Raw genomic sequence first — 16,266 nt, 5'->3', positions numbered from 1 at the left:
CTGACTAGTCCGGGTAGCAGACCATGGGGATATTCGGCCAGACGGCGCTGTCGCAGTTGGCGGCGTCCTGCCGCTGCTTGAAGGCGGCGCTGACCGGGCCGGTCACCATCGGGTCGACGCCGTCGGGCGCGTCGGCGAAAATCTGCTCGGCCGACTGTGCCTCTGATGGCAAGGTAGGCCGTGATTCCTTCATCGTCGCGGCCGACTGCGCGGCGTTGGCCGCCAGCAGGACGGCGAAGGCAACTGAGGCGATGAGCGGCCAAAATCGGTTGAGTTTATCGGTCATGACGTTCGAACTGTCTGGGCCCCGAAGGGTTCCCGCCTTGGTTAACAAAATCATCTCACACGCAGATGCTTAAGATTTGATGAGTATTTGGTGACGCTCCTCCTCTTTCGCAACTGCGAAAAACCCTGTATGAGCCGCGCAACCGAAAGAGGCAGCGCCTTTTGGCCTGCTGCCTGCAACGCTTCCGAGACCAGAACATGAAAATTCGTAATATCGCGATCATCGCGCACGTCGACCATGGAAAGACCACCCTGGTCGACCAGCTTTTGAAGCAGTCCGGCTCCTTCCGAGACAATCAGCGCGTCGCCGAGCGCGCCATGGATTCCAACGATCTCGAAAAGGAACGCGGCATCACCATCCTGGCCAAGGCGACTTCGGTCGACTGGAAGGATACCCGCATCAACATCGTCGACACCCCCGGCCACGCCGATTTTGGCGGCGAGGTCGAACGCATCCTGTCGATGGTGGACTCAGCCATCGTGCTGGTCGACGCAGCCGAAGGGCCGATGCCGCAAACCAAGTTCGTCGTTGGCAAGGCGCTCAAGGTCGGCCTGAAGCCGATCGTCGTCATCAACAAGATCGACCGTCCGGACGCCCGTCATGTCGAGGTGGTCAACGAGGTGTTCGACCTTTTCGCGGCGCTCGACGCCACCGACGAGCAGCTCGACTTCCCGATTCTGTACGGTTCAGGCCGCGATGGCTGGGTTTCGGAAAATCCGGAAGGACCCAAGGACCAGCAGCTGGGGCCGCTGTTCGACCTCGTCATCAAGCATGTGCCGGAGCCGACCGTTCATCCCGGCCCGTTCCGCATGATCGGCACCATCCTGGAAGCCAATCCGTTCCTCGGCCGCATCATCACCGGTCGCATCGAGAGCGGCACGCTCAAGGCCAACCAGCCGGTCAAGGTGCTGCACCATGACGGCACCCAGATCGAAACCGGCCGTATTTCCAAGATCCTCGCTTTCCGCGGCCTCGAACGCCAGCCGATCGATGAAGCCCAGGCGGGCGACATCGTCGCCATTGCCGGCCTGTCGAAAGGCACCGTCGCCGACACGTTCTGCGATCCGGCGGTGAGCGAGCCGCTGCATGCGCAGCCGATCGATCCACCGACCGTGACCATGTCGTTCCTCGTCAACGATAGTCCGCTGGCCGGCACCGAAGGCGACAAGGTGACCAGCCGCGTCATCCGCGACCGTCTGCTGCGCGAGGCCGAAGGCAATGTCGCGCTGAAGATCGAAGAATCGCCGGACAAGGATTCGTTCTTCGTCTCCGGCCGCGGCGAATTGCAGCTGGCCGTGCTGATCGAGACGATGCGCCGCGAAGGTTTCGAGATCGCCGTGTCGCGTCCGCGCGTCGTCATGCAGAAGGGCGAAAATGGCGAATTGCTCGAGCCGGTCGAGGAAGTCGTCATCGACGTCGACGAGGAACACGCGGGCATCGTCGTGCAGAAGATGTCGGAGCGCAAGGCCGAGATGGTCGAGCTGCGTCCGTCCGGCGGCAACCGCCAGCGCATCGTCTTCCACGCGCCGACGCGCGGCCTGATCGGCTACCAGTCGGAGCTGTTGACCGACACGCGCGGCACCGCCGTGATGAACCGGCTGTTCCACGCTTACGAGGCCTACAAGGGCGAATTGCCCGGCCGCACCAATGGCGTGCTGATCTCCAACGAGCAGGGCGAGGCGGTGGCCTACGCCATGTGGAACCTGGAAGATCGCGGTCCGATGGTCATCGACCCGGGCGTCAAGGTCTATCAGGGCATGATCATCGGCATCCACTCCAGAGACAACGATCTCGAAGTGAACGTGCTGAAGGGCAAGAAGCTGACCAACATCCGCGCCGCCGGCAAGGATGAGGCGGTGAAGCTGACGCCGCCGATCCGCATGACGCTGGAGAAGGCCTTGGCCTGGATCCAGGACGACGAACTGGTCGAGGTGACGCCGAAGACGATCCGTCTGCGCAAGCTCTATCTCGATCCGAACGAGCGCAAGCGCTTCGAGAAGTCAGCCAAGGCGGTCGGCGCGGCGTAAGGGCACCGCCACGCATATGAGCGGCAAACTCGTCACGGCTGCGATATTCGACAATCGACCCGAGGCCGAAGTCTGCATCTCAATGCTTGACGCGTATGGGATTTATGCGTTCTCGGCGCATCTCGATACGAGCGGGCAAAGCCTGATCCACGTGCAAGTCGCCGACAGCGATCTCGAAGCGGCCAAGGGGTTGATCAGCCCGGTCCCTGAATCGGGCGACTGACCCTTGGCCGCTGCCGTTCATCCGCCGGCAGCGGAAACAATGGCTTCGCGATCGGCCTCGCCGGACAGATCGAAGCGAATCGTCATTCCCTCGCGGGCCGGCTTGCGCAGAGCCTTCGCCCCGTCCCGGCCGAGGATCAGCAATCGTTTCTCTTCCAGCGTCTGAAGCCGTGATCGCGAGATGCCGAGTTCGCCAGCGAGCAAACGGTCGAGCCGGAGCGATGTTGGCATTTCGAGCCCCAGCTCGAGTTCCAACACGATAACGGCTTCCCTGATGTCGCCAAGCCTGCGCTTGTGAACGGCGACATCGGGAAATTCCTCGACGCGCCCGATCCGGTTTCGCAGCGCGACCACATCGAAAGCATGGCGGCGGGCGAGTGCCGGATCGTTGCTTTCGAGTGCCTGCAGCAAGGCAGGCTCGAGGTCGCGGCGGTTGCAGCGCTCGAAAATGCCGAAATTCCAGGAATTGTCGCAATCGATGCAGCGATAGATCAGCCAGACGTCAATGCGTTTGCCATTGGCGTTGACGCGGAACTTTCCGCTGCTGCAATAGGCCTTCACAGTGCCGCAGCGATTGCAGTTGATGAGCGGTCGAGGTGCGGTCGTAGGCGCGATCGCCCAGTGGATACGCAGAAGTCCAGACATGCCGATAAGCCCTTCCCGTCGGGAAGTTCATCAGGTCGGCGATGTCGAGATGCCCATGCGGGCACGGCGTGGCGGTCGCTTGCTAAAATCAGAAATCAGATGTCACGGGCGGCAGCGCGCGACAACGGTTCAGCAGTGCCAAACCGGTCTCGAACCGCCGCCCAGAAGAACACATGAACATGAAAACAGACACCGCAAATGCGGCGTCATGCAGTGTGTCGGGGGAGTTGACGAGACCGGCGGTTACGTAGGCAAAGTGAAGCTCAAAATTGTTTCGCGGCGGCCTTTCTAGCTGCGGGATATCGGAGGTGCAAGGGACCTCGCAAGCCTTGGGTTCCTCGCCCCCACGGGAGTGGGGGAGAGGTGGCTCGGCGAAGCCGAGACGGAGAGGGGGAAGGGCTCGGCGTTCACAAGAATTCGGAGCAAACTCACCAGCGTCGCAGCCCCCTCTCCGACCGCTTCGCGGCCACCTCTCCCCCGCCTTGCGGGGGCGAGGAACCCAAACCTTGGTACGTCAGCGCCAATGGCCCGTATCGGGTTTGCCTTTGCCAGAGCCGCAGCTGTCGAGTATTTGTGGTTGATCGAGCCCCAACCAGAGACCCTGGCCATGCACCTCACCTCGCTGCTCATCTTCGCCGCCGCTTTGTTCGTTGCCGCCGGTTCACCCGGCCCGTCGATCGCGGCTCTCGTCGCGCGCGTCATCTCTAAGGGCTTTCGCGACGTGTTCCCGTTCCTGCTCGCCATGTGGATCGGCGAGGGCATCTGGCTATCGCTGGCGGTATGCGGACTGGCTGTCGTGGCGCAGACCTTCCATTTCGCCTTCGTCGTGGTGAAGTGGGTCGGCGTTGCCTATCTCGCTTACCTCGCCTGGAAGATGTGGACGGCACCGGTCGAGGCAAAAGAGGGCGAGATGCCGCGCGAGGATTCGCCGGCAAAGCTGTTCTTCGCCGGCATGGCGGTGACGCTCGGCAACCCCAAGATCATGATGTTCTATCTGGCGCTGCTGCCGACCATCATCGACCTCGCTTCGGTCAGCATTGTCGGCTGGGTCGAGCTGACGGCGACCATGGCCGTGGTGCTGGTCGCCATCGATCTCGCCTGGGTGCTCGCTGCATCACAGGCGCGCAAGCTTTTGAAGAGCAAGCGCGCCATGAAGATCGCCAACCGCATCAGCGCCACGACGATGGCCGGTGCGGCCGCAGCCATCGCGGCGCGGTCCTGAGCCGGCGCGTCAACCCATCATATTGATGATCGGCGCGATCTCGACGTTGCAGTTCGGCTCCGCCAGGATCGGACAGTCCCTGGCCTTGCTGGCAGCGTCATCGATGTCCTTCGCCTCGACGATCGAGTAGCCGCCGGTCGGGTTGCTGCCGCCATTGTTCTCGATCTTGCCACCGGGCAAGACGGTCTTCGACATGCCAACCGGATTGCCGCGGTCGACAACGGCCGAACCAAGCTTTCCGAACCAGCCCGTCCAGGCGTCCGTCATCGCCTTGAGTTCGGTCTCCGTGGTCGGCATTTTGCCCGAGCCGTGATAGACGTAGAGAAACTGTGCCATGTTCTCCTCCCTTGATCAGCGGCATCGAACCGACATGCGGTCATGCCGCCTGCCGATCATCGGACCAAACTGGCAAACAAGCAACGAGAATGCGAAGTTGCTAATATAACACCCGGCCTGATCCCAGCCGCCAGCCTCACCGCGCCATGGCGTGGTATTCGTCGTTCGGCCGCATGTCGATTGCCGCGGCCACCCGGTTTGACATGTTGAAGAAGGCTGCGGTCGAGGCGATGTCCCAGATGTCGCGGTCAGTGAAGCCGGCCTTGCGCAGTGCGGCCCGATCGGCCTCGACGATATCAGCCGGCTCTTGCGTCAGCTTGACGGCGAATTCGAGCATTGCGGTCTGCTTGGGCGAAAGATCGGCGGCGCGGAAATTCATCACCATCATTTCGCCGAGCGCCGGGTCGCCGGAGAGCTGGCGTACGGCCGCGCCATGTGCGGTCAGGCAATAATAGCAATGGTTGATCGAGGAGACGGCAACCGCGATCATTTCGCGCTCCAGCTTCGAGAGGCCGGAATCACCCAGCATCAGATCGTTGTACATGTCGGTGAAGGCGCGCAGCTTCTTGTCGTCGAAGGCGTAGGCGCGCAGTACGTTGGGAACCAGGCCGAGCTTCTCCTCGCATTTGGCGAAATAGGCTTTTGTCGCCTCGCTCAGCTCCCCCTGGCCAAGGTCAAGCGCGGTGATTTTGCCGGTCATGGGTCATTTCTCCTCGTTGGGCGATGTCTTGTTGCCGAATTCCGATATTTCTTTGCAAGCCGTCAAACCTTTGTCGCCAAACAGCGGTCATCTGCTACCATAGTCGTAAAAGCATTGACGGGAGGGAAGTGCGTCATGGCCAGCGTGAAATCCGCGAGCAAGCCAAAGAAAAAAGCCACGGCAGCGACAAAAGCGGAGGAAAGGCCAGCCAGGCTTGCCGACTATCTGCTCGCCCGCGCGCCGGCTGAAGACATCGCCACCTATGAGGTAGCCGACCTCGAACGCGCCGCCGATCTCGCCGGCCGAGCGGTCGCCGTTCACAAAAAAGGCGAATGCGTCGTCGCCGTCGATGCCGATTCCGGCGTTGTGCGAGACGGCCGCCCGATGACGGTCATCACGGTCGTCAACGACAACATGCCGTTCCTGTTCGATTCCATCCTCGGCGAGATCACCGAGACCGCGGGCGAACCAACACTGGTCACTCATCCGGTCATCGTGGTGCGACACGGCAAAGGTGGTGTCGCCGAAATCCTCGGCGACGGCAATTTCGCCAAGGACGACGGCAGTCACGACAGGCTGAGCGTTATCCATGTTCATATCCCGCGGCTGACCGTGGAGCAGGCGAGCGGATTGACCGAGCGGCTGCGCAAGATGCTCGGCCAGGTTCACGCCGCCGTGCACGACTGGAAGCCGATGCTGGCCCGCCTCGATCAGGCCATCTCGGAATTCCGCTATTCGGCGGTACCGCTTGACAAGAAGAGCGTTGCCGAGGCGATCGCCTTCCTCGAGTGGCTGCGCGACGACAATTTCACCTTCCTCGGCATGCGCGAATTCAAATACACCGGCGGCGAGGAAAGCGGCACACTGGAGCGTGCCGACAAGCCCGGTCTCGGCATCCTGTCCGATCCCGACGTGCTGGTGCTGAGGCGCGGCACCGAAGCGGTGACGACGACGCCCGAAATCCGCGCCTTCCTGCATGGGCCGGAGCCGCTGATTGTCACCAAGGCCAATGCCAAGTCTTCCGTGCATCGTCGCATCTATCTCGACTACATCGGCGTCAAGACCTACACCGCCAAGGGCACGCTTGCGGGCGAATTGCGTATCGTCGGCCTTTTCACCTCGACCGCCTACACGCGCTCGGTGATGAAGATCCCGTATCTGAGGTCCAAGGCCGAAACCATCATCGCCAAGTCCGGCTTCGACCGGCACGATCACTCCGGCAAGGCGCTGATCAACGTGCTGGAAAGCTATCCGCGCGACGAACTGTTTCAGGTGCCGGTGCCGATCCTGAGGAAGCACGCCGCCGCCATTCTCGGCCTGGTCGAGCGGCCGCGCGTGCGCGCGTTGGTGCGTGCCGACCAGTTCGACCGTTTCGTCTCGATCCTCGTCTTCGTGCCGCGCGACCGTTACGACAGCGTCGTGCGCGAGAAGATCGGCTCGTATCTGAAGACCGTATTCGAAGGCCGGCTGTCGGCCTATTACCCGGCCTTCCCCGAGGGCGGGCTGGCGCGCGTGCACTTCATCATCGGCCGCTCCGGCGGCAAGACGCCGAAGGTCGAGCAAGCGACGATAGAGGCGGCGATCCGCGACATCGTGCGTACCTGGGAGGACGCCCTTTCCGATGCGGCCGAGGCCAGTGGCGGCGACCAGGCTTTGAAGGCGATCGCCGCGCGGCTGCCTGAAAGCTACCGCGATTCGTTCAGCGCGGCGGTGGCGCTGGCCGACGCCGGGCGTATCGTCAGGATCAGCGCCGGCAATCCGATCGCCATCGACTATTATCGCCACGCCGATCAGAAGCCGCACCAAGCGGCGCTGAAGATCTATCACCATGGCAGCCCGGTGGCGCTGTCGCGCCGGGTGCCGGTGCTGGAAAACATCGGCTTCCGCGTCATCAGCGAGCGCACTTTCGAGGTTGGCGATGACCAGTCCGGCTTAGTCTTCATTCATGACATGGAACTGGAGAACAGCTACGGCAAGCCGATCGACCTGACCGATGGCGGCGCGCTGTTCGAGGACGCATTCCTCTCCGTCTGGCGCGGCGACGTCGACAATGACGGCTATAACGGCCTCGCCCAGACCGCCGGCCTGTGGTCTGGCGAGATCACCATCCTGCGCGCCTATGGCCGCTATCTGCAGCAGGTGGGCATTCCGCAAAGCCAGGATTTTATCGCCGCCGCGCTCAACCGCTATCCCGACATCGCGCGTGGCCTGCATGCGCTGTTCATCGCCCGGCTTGGCCCGACAGCCGAGGCCGAAGGCATGGTGGCGGCAAAGCATCTCAAGGCCAAGATCAAGGATGCGCTGGAAGACGTTCCCAACATCGACGACGACACCATCATCCGGCGCTACCTCAATCTGATCGAAGCCTCGCTGCGCACCAATCATTTCGTTGCCGATACGAAAGAAAAGGGCCAGTCGCTGGCGATCAAGGTCGATTCGCACGCGGTCGAGGGCTTGCCGGCGCCGCGACCGTGGCGGGAGATCTTCGTCTACGGTTCCGAGGTCGAAGGCCTGCATCTGCGCTTCGGTCCGGTGGCGCGCGGCGGTCTGCGCTGGTCGGACCGCGCCCAGGACTATCGCACCGAGGTGCTTGGCCTGGTCAAGGCACAGCAGGTCAAGAATGCCGTCATCGTGCCGGTCGGCGCCAAGGGCGGCTTCTATCCCAAGAAGCTGCCGATGAGCGCCGGCCGTGACGCGATCTTCGAGGCCGGCACCTCGGCCTACAAGAACTTCGTCTCCAGCCTGCTCTCGATCACCGACAATATCGGCCTCGACGGTGTCATCCCGCCAGCCGGCGTCGTGCGCCGCGACCAGGACGATCCGTATTTCGTCGTTGCCGCCGACAAGGGTACGGCGACTTTCTCCGACACCGCCAACGCGATCTCGGAGAAGCACGGCTTCTGGCTCGACGACGCCTTCGCCAGCGGCGGCTCGGCCGGCTACGACCACAAGAAGATGGGCATCACCGCCAAGGGCGCCTGGGAAGCGGTCAAGCGGCATTTCCGCGAGATCAACCGCGATATCCAGACCTCGTCCTTCACCGTCGTCGGGGTCGGCGACATGTCGGGCGACGTGTTCGGCAACGGCATGCTTTTGTCGCCGAAAACCCGGCTGATCGCCACCTTCGACCATCGCGACATCTTCATCGACCCTGATCCCGATATGGCAGCCTCGATGGCCGAGCGCGAGCGCATGTTCGCGCTGCCGCGTTCGAGCTGGCAGGACTACGACAAGACGAAACTGTCGGAAGGCGGCATCATCGTCTCGCGCAACCAGAAATCGATCACCTTGCCGGCAGCGGCGGCGGCGGCGATCGGCCTGGCCAAGACCACCGCCACGCCGGTCGAGATCATGACCGCCATCCTCAAGGCGCCGGTCGATCTCCTGTGGTTCGGCGGCATCGGCACCTATTTGCGGGCATCGACCGAAACCAATGCCGAAGTCGGCGATCGCGCCAACGATGCCATTCGCATCACCGCGCTCGACGTGCGCGCCAAGGTGATCGGCGAGGGCGCCAATCTCGGCGTCACGCAGCGGGCGCGCATCGAGTTCGGCCTAAATGGCGGCCGCTGCAATTCCGACGCCATCGACAATTCGGGGGGCGTCAACTGTTCCGACGTCGAGGTCAACATCAAGATCGCGCTGGCGTCCGCCATGCGCAAGGGGTCGTTGACGCGCCCGGCCCGCAACAAGCTGCTGGCCGAGATGACCGACGAGGTCGGCTCGCTGGTGCTGTCCAACAACTACCAGCAGACGCTGGCGCTTTCGATCGCCCGCAAGCGCGGCCTCGCCGATATCGCGCATCAGAGCCGTTTCATGACGGCGCTGGAGGCGCGCGGCCTGCTTGACCGCACTGTGGAGACGCTGCCGTCGCCGGCATCGCTTGCCGAGCGCGAGGCGCGTGGCGAACCGCTGACCAGGGCCGAACTTGGCGTGCTGCTCGCCTATGCCAAGATCGTGCTGTTTTCCGACATCGTCGCCAGCGACGTGCCTGATGACGCGCATTTCGATCGCGACCTGATGGGCTACTTCCCGGACCGGATGGCGAAGAAATACGCCACTGAGATCCATGGCCACCGGCTGCGCCGCGAGATCATCACGCGCGTCGTCGCCAACGATCTGGTCAATCGCGGCGGCCCGTCCTTCGTCAACCGGCTGCAGGAAGCCACGGGGCGCACCGCCGCCGACGTGGTGCGGACCTTCGCGATGGTGCGCGACGGTTTTGCGCTGCCGGCGCTCTATCGCGAGATCGATGCGCTCGACAACCAGATCGACGGCCAGGTGCAGCTTGATCTCTATCAGATGGTCAGCCGGCTGATCTATGTGACCAGCGGCTGGTATCTCAAGAACGATGCCGGCACGGCACCCCTCGGCCAGCGCATCGCCGAGCTGCAGGAAGCACGCAAGGCGCTGGAACCCAAGCTCGTTTCGCTGCTGCCGGCTTTCTCGCGCGAGCGCATCGAGGAGAAGCGGCACGGGCTGTTCAAGAGCGGCGCGCCGGAAGGGCTGGCCGGGCAACTGGCGCTCAGCGAGGTGGCGGAACTTATCCCCGACATCGCGCTGACGGCGCGCACCGCCGGCGCCGATATCGTCGCCGCGGCCAAGGCGTTCTTCGCCGTCAGCGATGCCTTCCGCATCCCGCGTGTCGAGGACGCCGCACGCTCGATCACGCCTTCGGACTACTATGATCAACTGGCGCTGTCGCGCGCCACCGACACGATCGGCGCGGCACGGCGCGGCATCGCGGTGGCGGCACTCACCGGCCACGCCAAGACGGCCGATCCGGTGGTTGCCTGGCTGGACGCCGGCGGCGAGCGGGTGGCGCGCATCCGCGAGCGGCTGCAGGCACTGACCGAGGGCGGCGACATCACCGTGTCGCGGCTGTCGGTGGCGTCGGGGCTGATGAGCGATCTGACGGGGATGTGAACCGTCGACGATCACCACACGCATCACCGGATGCGTGTGGCTCTTTTCGAATGCCATCCGCTTCGAAACTAGCGTTCAAAAAGCTCACCAGGAATGTTTGAGCGTGCCGACGATTTTCAGCCGGTCGCCGTAGAATTCGGTTCCGTAATAGCTGGTTGTCAAATACTTCCGGTCGAACAGGTTCGTTGCGTTCAGGGCCAATGTCACGTCCTTGGTCATCTTGTAGCTGATCGCCGCATCCACCAGTGCGTAGCCGCCAATCGAAGTCGTGTTCGCGTCATCCCCGTAAGTTTGCCCGATATAGCGCACGCCTCCGCCGATGGTCAGGTCGCCACGCCGTCCTTCCTCGGGAAGCGTATAATCAACCCAGGCCGAAGCCAGGTGGCGAGGGACACGTTGCGGCCGATTGCCGGCATTTCCGCCAATACCGTCTTCCAGGATCTCGGCATCCCAGTAGGAATAGGCAAGTGTCAGGTTCAGGTTTTCCGCAATGGCGGCCTTGCCCTCGAGTTCGATGCCGCGGACGCCGACCTTGCCGATCTGCTGCTGGACAACAGGCGTGACATAGGTCGGAACATTGGTTTGGGTAAGGTCGAAGACCGCGGCCGTGAACAGGCCGTCGAAGCCGTCGGGCTTGTACTTGATGCCTGCCTCATACTGCTTGCCCTCTTGAGGCTTCAGCGAACCCGAGACCGCATATCCGTTGGCACTTGGCGCCACGAGCGGCTGGAAGCTTTCCGAATAGTTGGCGTAGACCGCGAGGTTCGGGGTGAATTTGTAGGTCAGGCCGGCGCGCTTGGTGAAGGCGGATGCCGTGTCATCGTCCTGCGTTCCCGAGTCGAGATAGTCCGCCGTCGTATGCACGCGGTCCCAGCGCCCGCCCAGGGTGACGATCCAGCGGTCGTCAAACGTCAATTGCTCCTGGGCATAGACACCGACCGCCTGTTGCTTGACCCGCCAGTTCACGTAGGGGCCGAGATTGATGCAGGACAGACCGCAATAGGTCGGATTGTTGATGTCGATGGGGCCGGCGGTGCCGAAGAGGATGTTTTCGCGGGTGTTGTCGTTGGCGTAGTCGACGCCGACAAGCGTCTTGCTGTCGATCCCGTTCCAGCCCGTATCGTATTGCAACTGATTGTCGAAGGCATAGCGGTTGGACACGCCATCGACGGAAAATGCCGTGCGGTCGGCCGTGGGGTCAAGCGACGCGCCGTAGACCTCGGCGTAGTCGAGGCTCAAATGCGTGTAGCGGGCATTGGAGCGGAGGGTGAGGTTCTCGTTGAACTCGTGCTCGAACTGGTAGCCGATATCGACCTGCTCCGTGTTGAAGCGGTTGAAATCCGGCTCGCCCAGGAATGTGCCGATGTCGATATTGCCGCCAGCCGGGGTGCCGCGTGCGCCTGTCCCATCTCGCTTGTAATAGTCAGTCAGGATGGTGAGCGACGTTCCTTCCTCGGGCTTGATGGTCAACGCGGGCGCGATGTAAAGCCGATCGTCGTTGGAACAATCCCATCCTTGATCGCCATCCTTGGCCAGCCCGGTGAGCCGATAGGTCCACACGCCATCGGGGTCGATCGGTCCGCCAAAATCAACGCCAACCTCCTTGGTACCGTCGCCATGGGACGTGTAAATCTCCCCCTGCTTCTGGTCCAGCGGCCGCTTGGTGATGGCATTGACCAGTCCGCCAGGGCCGTTGAGACCAAAAAGCGTCGATGTCGATCCCTTCAGGACCTCCACGCGCTGAAGTCCGTAAGGCTCGAGACGGCTGGCCGTGAACCAAGCGGGGATGCGCGCCGTGAGACCATCGCGATAAGTACCGAGCGATGTCTGGTCGAAACCGCGGATACGAATATAGTCGTATCGGTCATCATTGCCGAACTCGTCGGTGAGGACGCTGGATGTGTAGGCCACGGCCTGCTGGAGGCTTTCGACATGGCGTGCCTCCAGCTCCTTCTGGGTTACAACTGAAACCGAGGCGGGGACGTCGACGATGGGCGTATCGGTCTTCGTGCCGGTCGCCGTATCCTCGGCGACGATCGTTTGATCGGGCCCGACAACGCGGTCCGACTTGCCGGTGACGACGATCGTTTCCAGTTGAGTTGCATCGTCCGGCGAAACGTCCTGGGCCCGGCCGGCTCCCATCGCTCCAAAAGATGCCGCTATCAAGGCACTGCTCGCAATCAATCGCCTTGCCTGAGTGCGCAACAACGCCTGTCGACCAATCGTCATCTCTTATTCCCTGTCAGACCAATATCGAGCCGTTCGACCGGTGACTTTCCGGCCCTGCGCGAGCGCAATTAGTCAAACCGGACAAAAAGAGTCAACTTAATAATCAAGAAATTCGCGCCGGCGGCAATCGCTGCGAAGCAGGGGGTGGAGGACGGTGCCGGACCTTCGGGCCGACTTCCCCCACGAGAAAAAATAAGGGCTTGGCCCGCGCCGCGGACGAAAGCCAATTGCTGGGTTTTCGAACAATGAACCCCCGGCAGGGGCAAGGGACGGCGCCAAGCTTCGTTCATTGCATGAGCGCATGAAACATGCAGACATGGCGCCCGACACGGAACCGGTGCCGGGGGGATCATCATGACGGTAGAGACAGTGCAGCGTGCGTCCGGGCGCGGCATCTGGGGATGGATGTTGTTCGACTGGGCGGCGCAGCCGTTCTTCACCGTCGTCACCACCTTCATCTTCGGGCCTTATTTCGTGTCGCGGATGGCGAGCGACCCGGAAACCGGGCAGGCGGCCTGGGGCTATGGCATCGCCGCGGCAGGTCTTGTCATCGCCGTGCTGTCGCCCATCCTCGGCTCGATCGCCGACCAGACCGGACCGCGCAAGCCTTGGATCGCATTCTTTGCCGCGGTCAAGGTCACCTGCCTTTGCATGCTTTGGTTCGCGGCCCCCGGTTCGAACCTTTTCCTGGTCGTGCTGTTCTTTTCGCTGGCGTCGGTGGCGGCGGAGTTTTCGACCGTGTTCAACGATTCGATGATGCCGCGCCTGGTGCCGAAGAGCGAGATCGGCAGGATCTCCAACATGGCCTGGGGGCTTGGCTATCTCGGCGGCATGATCGCGCTGATCTTTGTCGTCGCTTGCCTGGCCGGTTCGCCGGAGACCGGCAAGACGATCATCGGCATCGACCCGCTGTTCGGGCTCGACCCGAAGCTCGGCGAGGACGCGCGCGCAACCGGGCCTTTGTCAGCCGGCTGGTACTTCCTATTCATCCTGCCGATGTTCTTTTTCACCCCCGACGCCATCAAGGGCCTGCCGATCGGTCCGGCTGTCCGAGAGGGGTTGGCGGAGCTGAAAGTGACATTGGGCGAGGTGCGTAAGCGCAGCGGTATCTTCCGCTTTCTGGTCGCCCGCATGATCTATCAGGACGGCGTCAACGCGCTGCTGGCGTTGGGTGGCACTTTCGCCGCTGCGATGTTCCACTGGTCGATCACCGAAATTGGTATTTTCGGCATCATTCTCAATGTCGTCGCCATCTTCGGCTGTCTGGTTGCAGCCCGTCTCGACACGGCGCTTGGCTCAAAAACCATCGTCATGATCTCGCTGGTCCTGCTCAGCATCGCCACGATCGGCATCGTCTCGACCGGGCCGGGCTATACTTTGTTCGGCCTCTGGATGATGCCTGGACCGGACAGCGGCGGCCTGTTCGGCACGGCAGCGGAAAAGGCCTACATCTTCTTCGGCCTGTTGATCGGTGTGGCTTTCGGGCCGGTGCAGGCGTCGTCGCGGTCCTACATGGCGCGCAGCGTCACGGCGGCAGAATCCGGCCGCTATTTCGGCATTTATGCGCTGGCCGGGCGGGCGACCAGTTTCCTGGCGCCGTTCATGGTCGCGTCGGTCACCCTGGCCAGCGGCTCGGCGCGGCTCGGCATGGCGGTGATCGTGCTGTTCCTGGGCATCGGCATGGCGATCCTGGTCAAGACGCCCTATCCGGCGGACCGGCCGGTGGATTGACTTTACCCTCCCCCTTGTGGGGGTGAGCAGCCGGTTCGCGAAGCGAATTCATCGTGCCAGTGGCACGATGAAAGGCCGGTGAACGCCGGGACGCTGCGAAGCAGCGGGGACCCGGCCCGGCGACTGGTCATTCAGAATTCAGCCCCGAGCCCTTCGCAGGCTTAGGGCGTTCGAAGCTCGAAAAGCCAAGCAATTGGCTTTTCGTTCGCTGCGCGAACCGCTTCTCACCCCCACAAAGGGGGAGGGTAAAAGCAGCTAATGGCGGAAATGCCTGACGCCCGTAAACACCATGGCGATGCCGTGCTCGTCGGCAGCGGCGATGACGTCCCTGTCGTTCATCGAGCCACCCGGCTGGATGACGGCGGTGGCGCCGGCGGCGATTGCCGACAGTAAGCCATCGGCGAAGGGGAAGAAGGCGTCGGAGGCGACCACCGAGCCCTTGGTCAGCGGTTCGGCGAGGCCGGCGGCCTCGGCGGCGTCGAGTGCCTTGCGGGCGGCGATGCGTGAGGAATCGACCCGGCTCATCTGGCCGGCGCCGATACCGACCGTGGCGCCGTCCCTGACGTAGACGATGGCGTTGGACTTGACGTGCTTGGCGATGCGGAAGGCGAATTTGAGATCGGTCATTTCGGCCGGGGTCGGGGAGCGCTTGGTCACCACTTTCAGCTCGAGGTCGCCGACCACAGCGTTGTCCCGGCCCTGGACGAGCATGCCGCCGGCGACGGATTTGACCGTCGTGCCCGGCGTGCGCGGGTCCGGCAGCCCACCGGTGACCAGCAGGCGCAAATTCTTCTTCCCCGCCACGATGGCCGCTGCCTCATCGGTGGCGCCGGGCGCGATAATCACCTCGGTGAAGGTTTTTACGATCTCTTCCGCCGCCTCGGCGTCGAGGGTGCGGTTGACGGCGATGATGCCGCCGAAGGCCGAGACCGGGTCGCAGGCCAGCGCCTTGGCGTAGGCGGCTTTCAGCGAGGCGCCTTCGGCAACGCCGCACGGATTGGCGTGCTTGATGATGGCGACGGCGGCGGAAAGGTCGGGGTCGAACTCGCCGACCAATTCGAAAGCGGCGTCGGTGTCGTTGATGTTGTTGTAGGATAGCTGCTTGCCCTGCAGCTGGCGCGCCGTGGCGACGCCCGGGCGCTTGTCGCCGTTGACGTAGAAGCCGGCGCTCTGATGCGGGTTCTCGCCATAGCGCACCACCTCGACCAGCCTGCCGCCAAAGGCGCGCCATGTCGGATGTTCGATCTCGAGCGCCTCGGCGAACCAGCCGGAGATCGCCGCGTCATAGCTGGCGGTGCGGGCAAAGGCCTTGGCCGCCAGCTTCTTGCGGAAATCCAGCGACAGCGAGCCGATGTTCATCTCCAGCGCATTCAGCACCGAAGCGTAATCGCCGGGATCGGTGACGATGGCGACATAGGCGTGGTTCTTGGCCGAGGCGCGGATCATCGCCGGTCCGCCAATGTCGATGTTTTCGACGATCGAAGCGTAGTCGGCGCCGGAGCGGCGGACCTCCTCGAACGGATAGAGATTGGAGACGACGAGATCGATCGGCTCGATGCCGTATTTGCGCATTGCCGCGGAATGTTCCGGATCGTCGCGCACGCCAAGCAGCGCGCCATGCACGCCGGGATGCAAGGTCTTGACGCGGCCGTCCATGATCTCGGGGAAACCGGTGAGCTCGGAGACGTCGCGCACCGCTAGGCCCGCCTCGGTGATCGCCTTTGCCGTGCCGCCGGTCGAGACCAGTTCGACACCGGCCGCTGCCAGCGCTTTGGCGAAATCGATGAGGCCCGTCTTGTCGAAAACGGAGAGCAGGGCGCGACGCACGGGAACAAGGTCTGGTGCGGGAATGTTCTTGGCGGCGACGGCCATGGGCTGGCGGCCTTTCACGACTGGTGTGGTGGATGCCCGCGCCCGTAGCACATGCCGCCCGGAAATCAAA

11 protein-coding genes are annotated in these 16,266 nt (G+C 63.0%); 5 read left to right on the top strand and 6 right to left on the bottom strand.

The window, feature by feature from the left end; genetic code table 11:
• Positions 1 to 4 precede the first annotated feature (4 nt).
• The gene (locus NKK51_RS28635) at positions 5 to 286 is read right to left on the bottom strand and encodes a hypothetical protein (protein ID WP_352442147.1); all 282 of its coding nucleotides are present in this window, start codon (positions 284 to 286) and stop codon (positions 5 to 7) included.
• 197 nt (positions 287 to 483) lie between these two features.
• Between NKK51_RS28635 and typA the strand changes: the two genes are divergently transcribed.
• Both typA and NKK51_RS28625 read left to right on the top strand, forming a co-directional pair.
• Positions 484 to 2,313 (top strand): translational GTPase TypA, encoded by a 1,830-nt coding sequence (gene typA / locus NKK51_RS28630; RefSeq protein WP_352555492.1) that lies wholly within the window; start codon positions 484 to 486, stop codon positions 2,311 to 2,313.
• A 16-nt stretch (positions 2,314 to 2,329) separates the two neighbouring features.
• On the top strand, positions 2,330 to 2,536 hold the full coding sequence (locus NKK51_RS28625) for a hypothetical protein (protein WP_352555490.1): 207 nt from the start codon (positions 2,330 to 2,332) through the stop codon (positions 2,534 to 2,536).
• A 17-nt stretch (positions 2,537 to 2,553) separates the two neighbouring features.
• Here the strand turns inward: NKK51_RS28625 and NKK51_RS28620 are convergent, their stop codons facing one another.
• Positions 2,554 to 3,180 carry a DUF1062 domain-containing protein gene (locus NKK51_RS28620; RefSeq protein ID WP_352555488.1) on the bottom strand — a complete coding sequence of 209 codons (627 nt, stop codon included), beginning with the start codon at positions 3,178 to 3,180 and terminating at the stop codon, positions 2,554 to 2,556.
• Positions 3,181 to 3,787: 607 nt separating this feature from the next.
• Here NKK51_RS28620 and NKK51_RS28615 point away from each other — a divergent pair.
• Positions 3,788 to 4,402 (top strand): LysE family translocator, encoded by a 615-nt coding sequence (locus tag NKK51_RS28615; RefSeq protein ID WP_352555486.1) that lies wholly within the window; start codon positions 3,788 to 3,790, stop codon positions 4,400 to 4,402.
• Positions 4,403 to 4,411: 9 nt separating this feature from the next.
• Here NKK51_RS28615 and NKK51_RS28610 read toward each other — a convergent pair whose 3' ends face one another.
• A complete protein-coding gene (locus NKK51_RS28610; protein WP_352555485.1) occupies positions 4,412 to 4,738 on the bottom strand; it encodes a YciI family protein in 327 nt (108 codons plus the stop codon).
• Positions 4,739 to 4,874: 136 nt separating this feature from the next.
• A complete protein-coding gene (locus NKK51_RS28605) occupies positions 4,875 to 5,438 on the bottom strand; it encodes a peroxidase-related enzyme (protein ID WP_352555483.1) in 564 nt (187 codons plus the stop codon).
• A gap of 135 nt (positions 5,439 to 5,573) precedes the next feature.
• Here NKK51_RS28605 and NKK51_RS28600 point away from each other — a divergent pair, with 135 nt between their 5' ends.
• Positions 5,574 to 10,364, top strand: a complete 4,791-nt coding sequence (locus tag NKK51_RS28600) for an NAD-glutamate dehydrogenase (protein ID WP_352555481.1) — start codon at positions 5,574 to 5,576, stop codon at positions 10,362 to 10,364.
• A gap of 84 nt (positions 10,365 to 10,448) precedes the next feature.
• On the opposite strand, the gene NKK51_RS28595 is transcribed toward NKK51_RS28600, so the two are convergent.
• On the bottom strand, positions 10,449 to 12,593 hold the full coding sequence (locus NKK51_RS28595) for a TonB-dependent siderophore receptor (RefSeq protein ID WP_352555479.1): 2,145 nt from the start codon (positions 12,591 to 12,593) through the stop codon (positions 10,449 to 10,451).
• A 354-nt stretch (positions 12,594 to 12,947) separates the two neighbouring features.
• Between NKK51_RS28595 and NKK51_RS28590 the strand changes: the two genes are divergently transcribed.
• Positions 12,948 to 14,324, top strand: a complete 1,377-nt coding sequence (locus NKK51_RS28590) for an MFS transporter (protein ID WP_023811732.1) — start codon at positions 12,948 to 12,950, stop codon at positions 14,322 to 14,324.
• 255 nt (positions 14,325 to 14,579) lie between these two features.
• Here the strand turns inward: NKK51_RS28590 and purH are convergent, their stop codons facing one another.
• On the bottom strand, positions 14,580 to 16,196 hold the full coding sequence (gene purH / locus NKK51_RS28585) for a bifunctional phosphoribosylaminoimidazolecarboxamide formyltransferase/IMP cyclohydrolase (protein WP_352555477.1): 1,617 nt from the start codon (positions 16,194 to 16,196) through the stop codon (positions 14,580 to 14,582).
• Between the last annotated feature and the right edge of the window lie 70 nt (positions 16,197 to 16,266).

Source organism: Mesorhizobium sp. M0011 (assembly GCF_040324155.1).
Lineage (GTDB): Bacteria > Pseudomonadota > Alphaproteobacteria > Rhizobiales > Rhizobiaceae > Mesorhizobium.
Note: the sequence above shows the minus strand (reverse complement) of the source record. Positions and strands in the feature narration are given on the sequence as shown.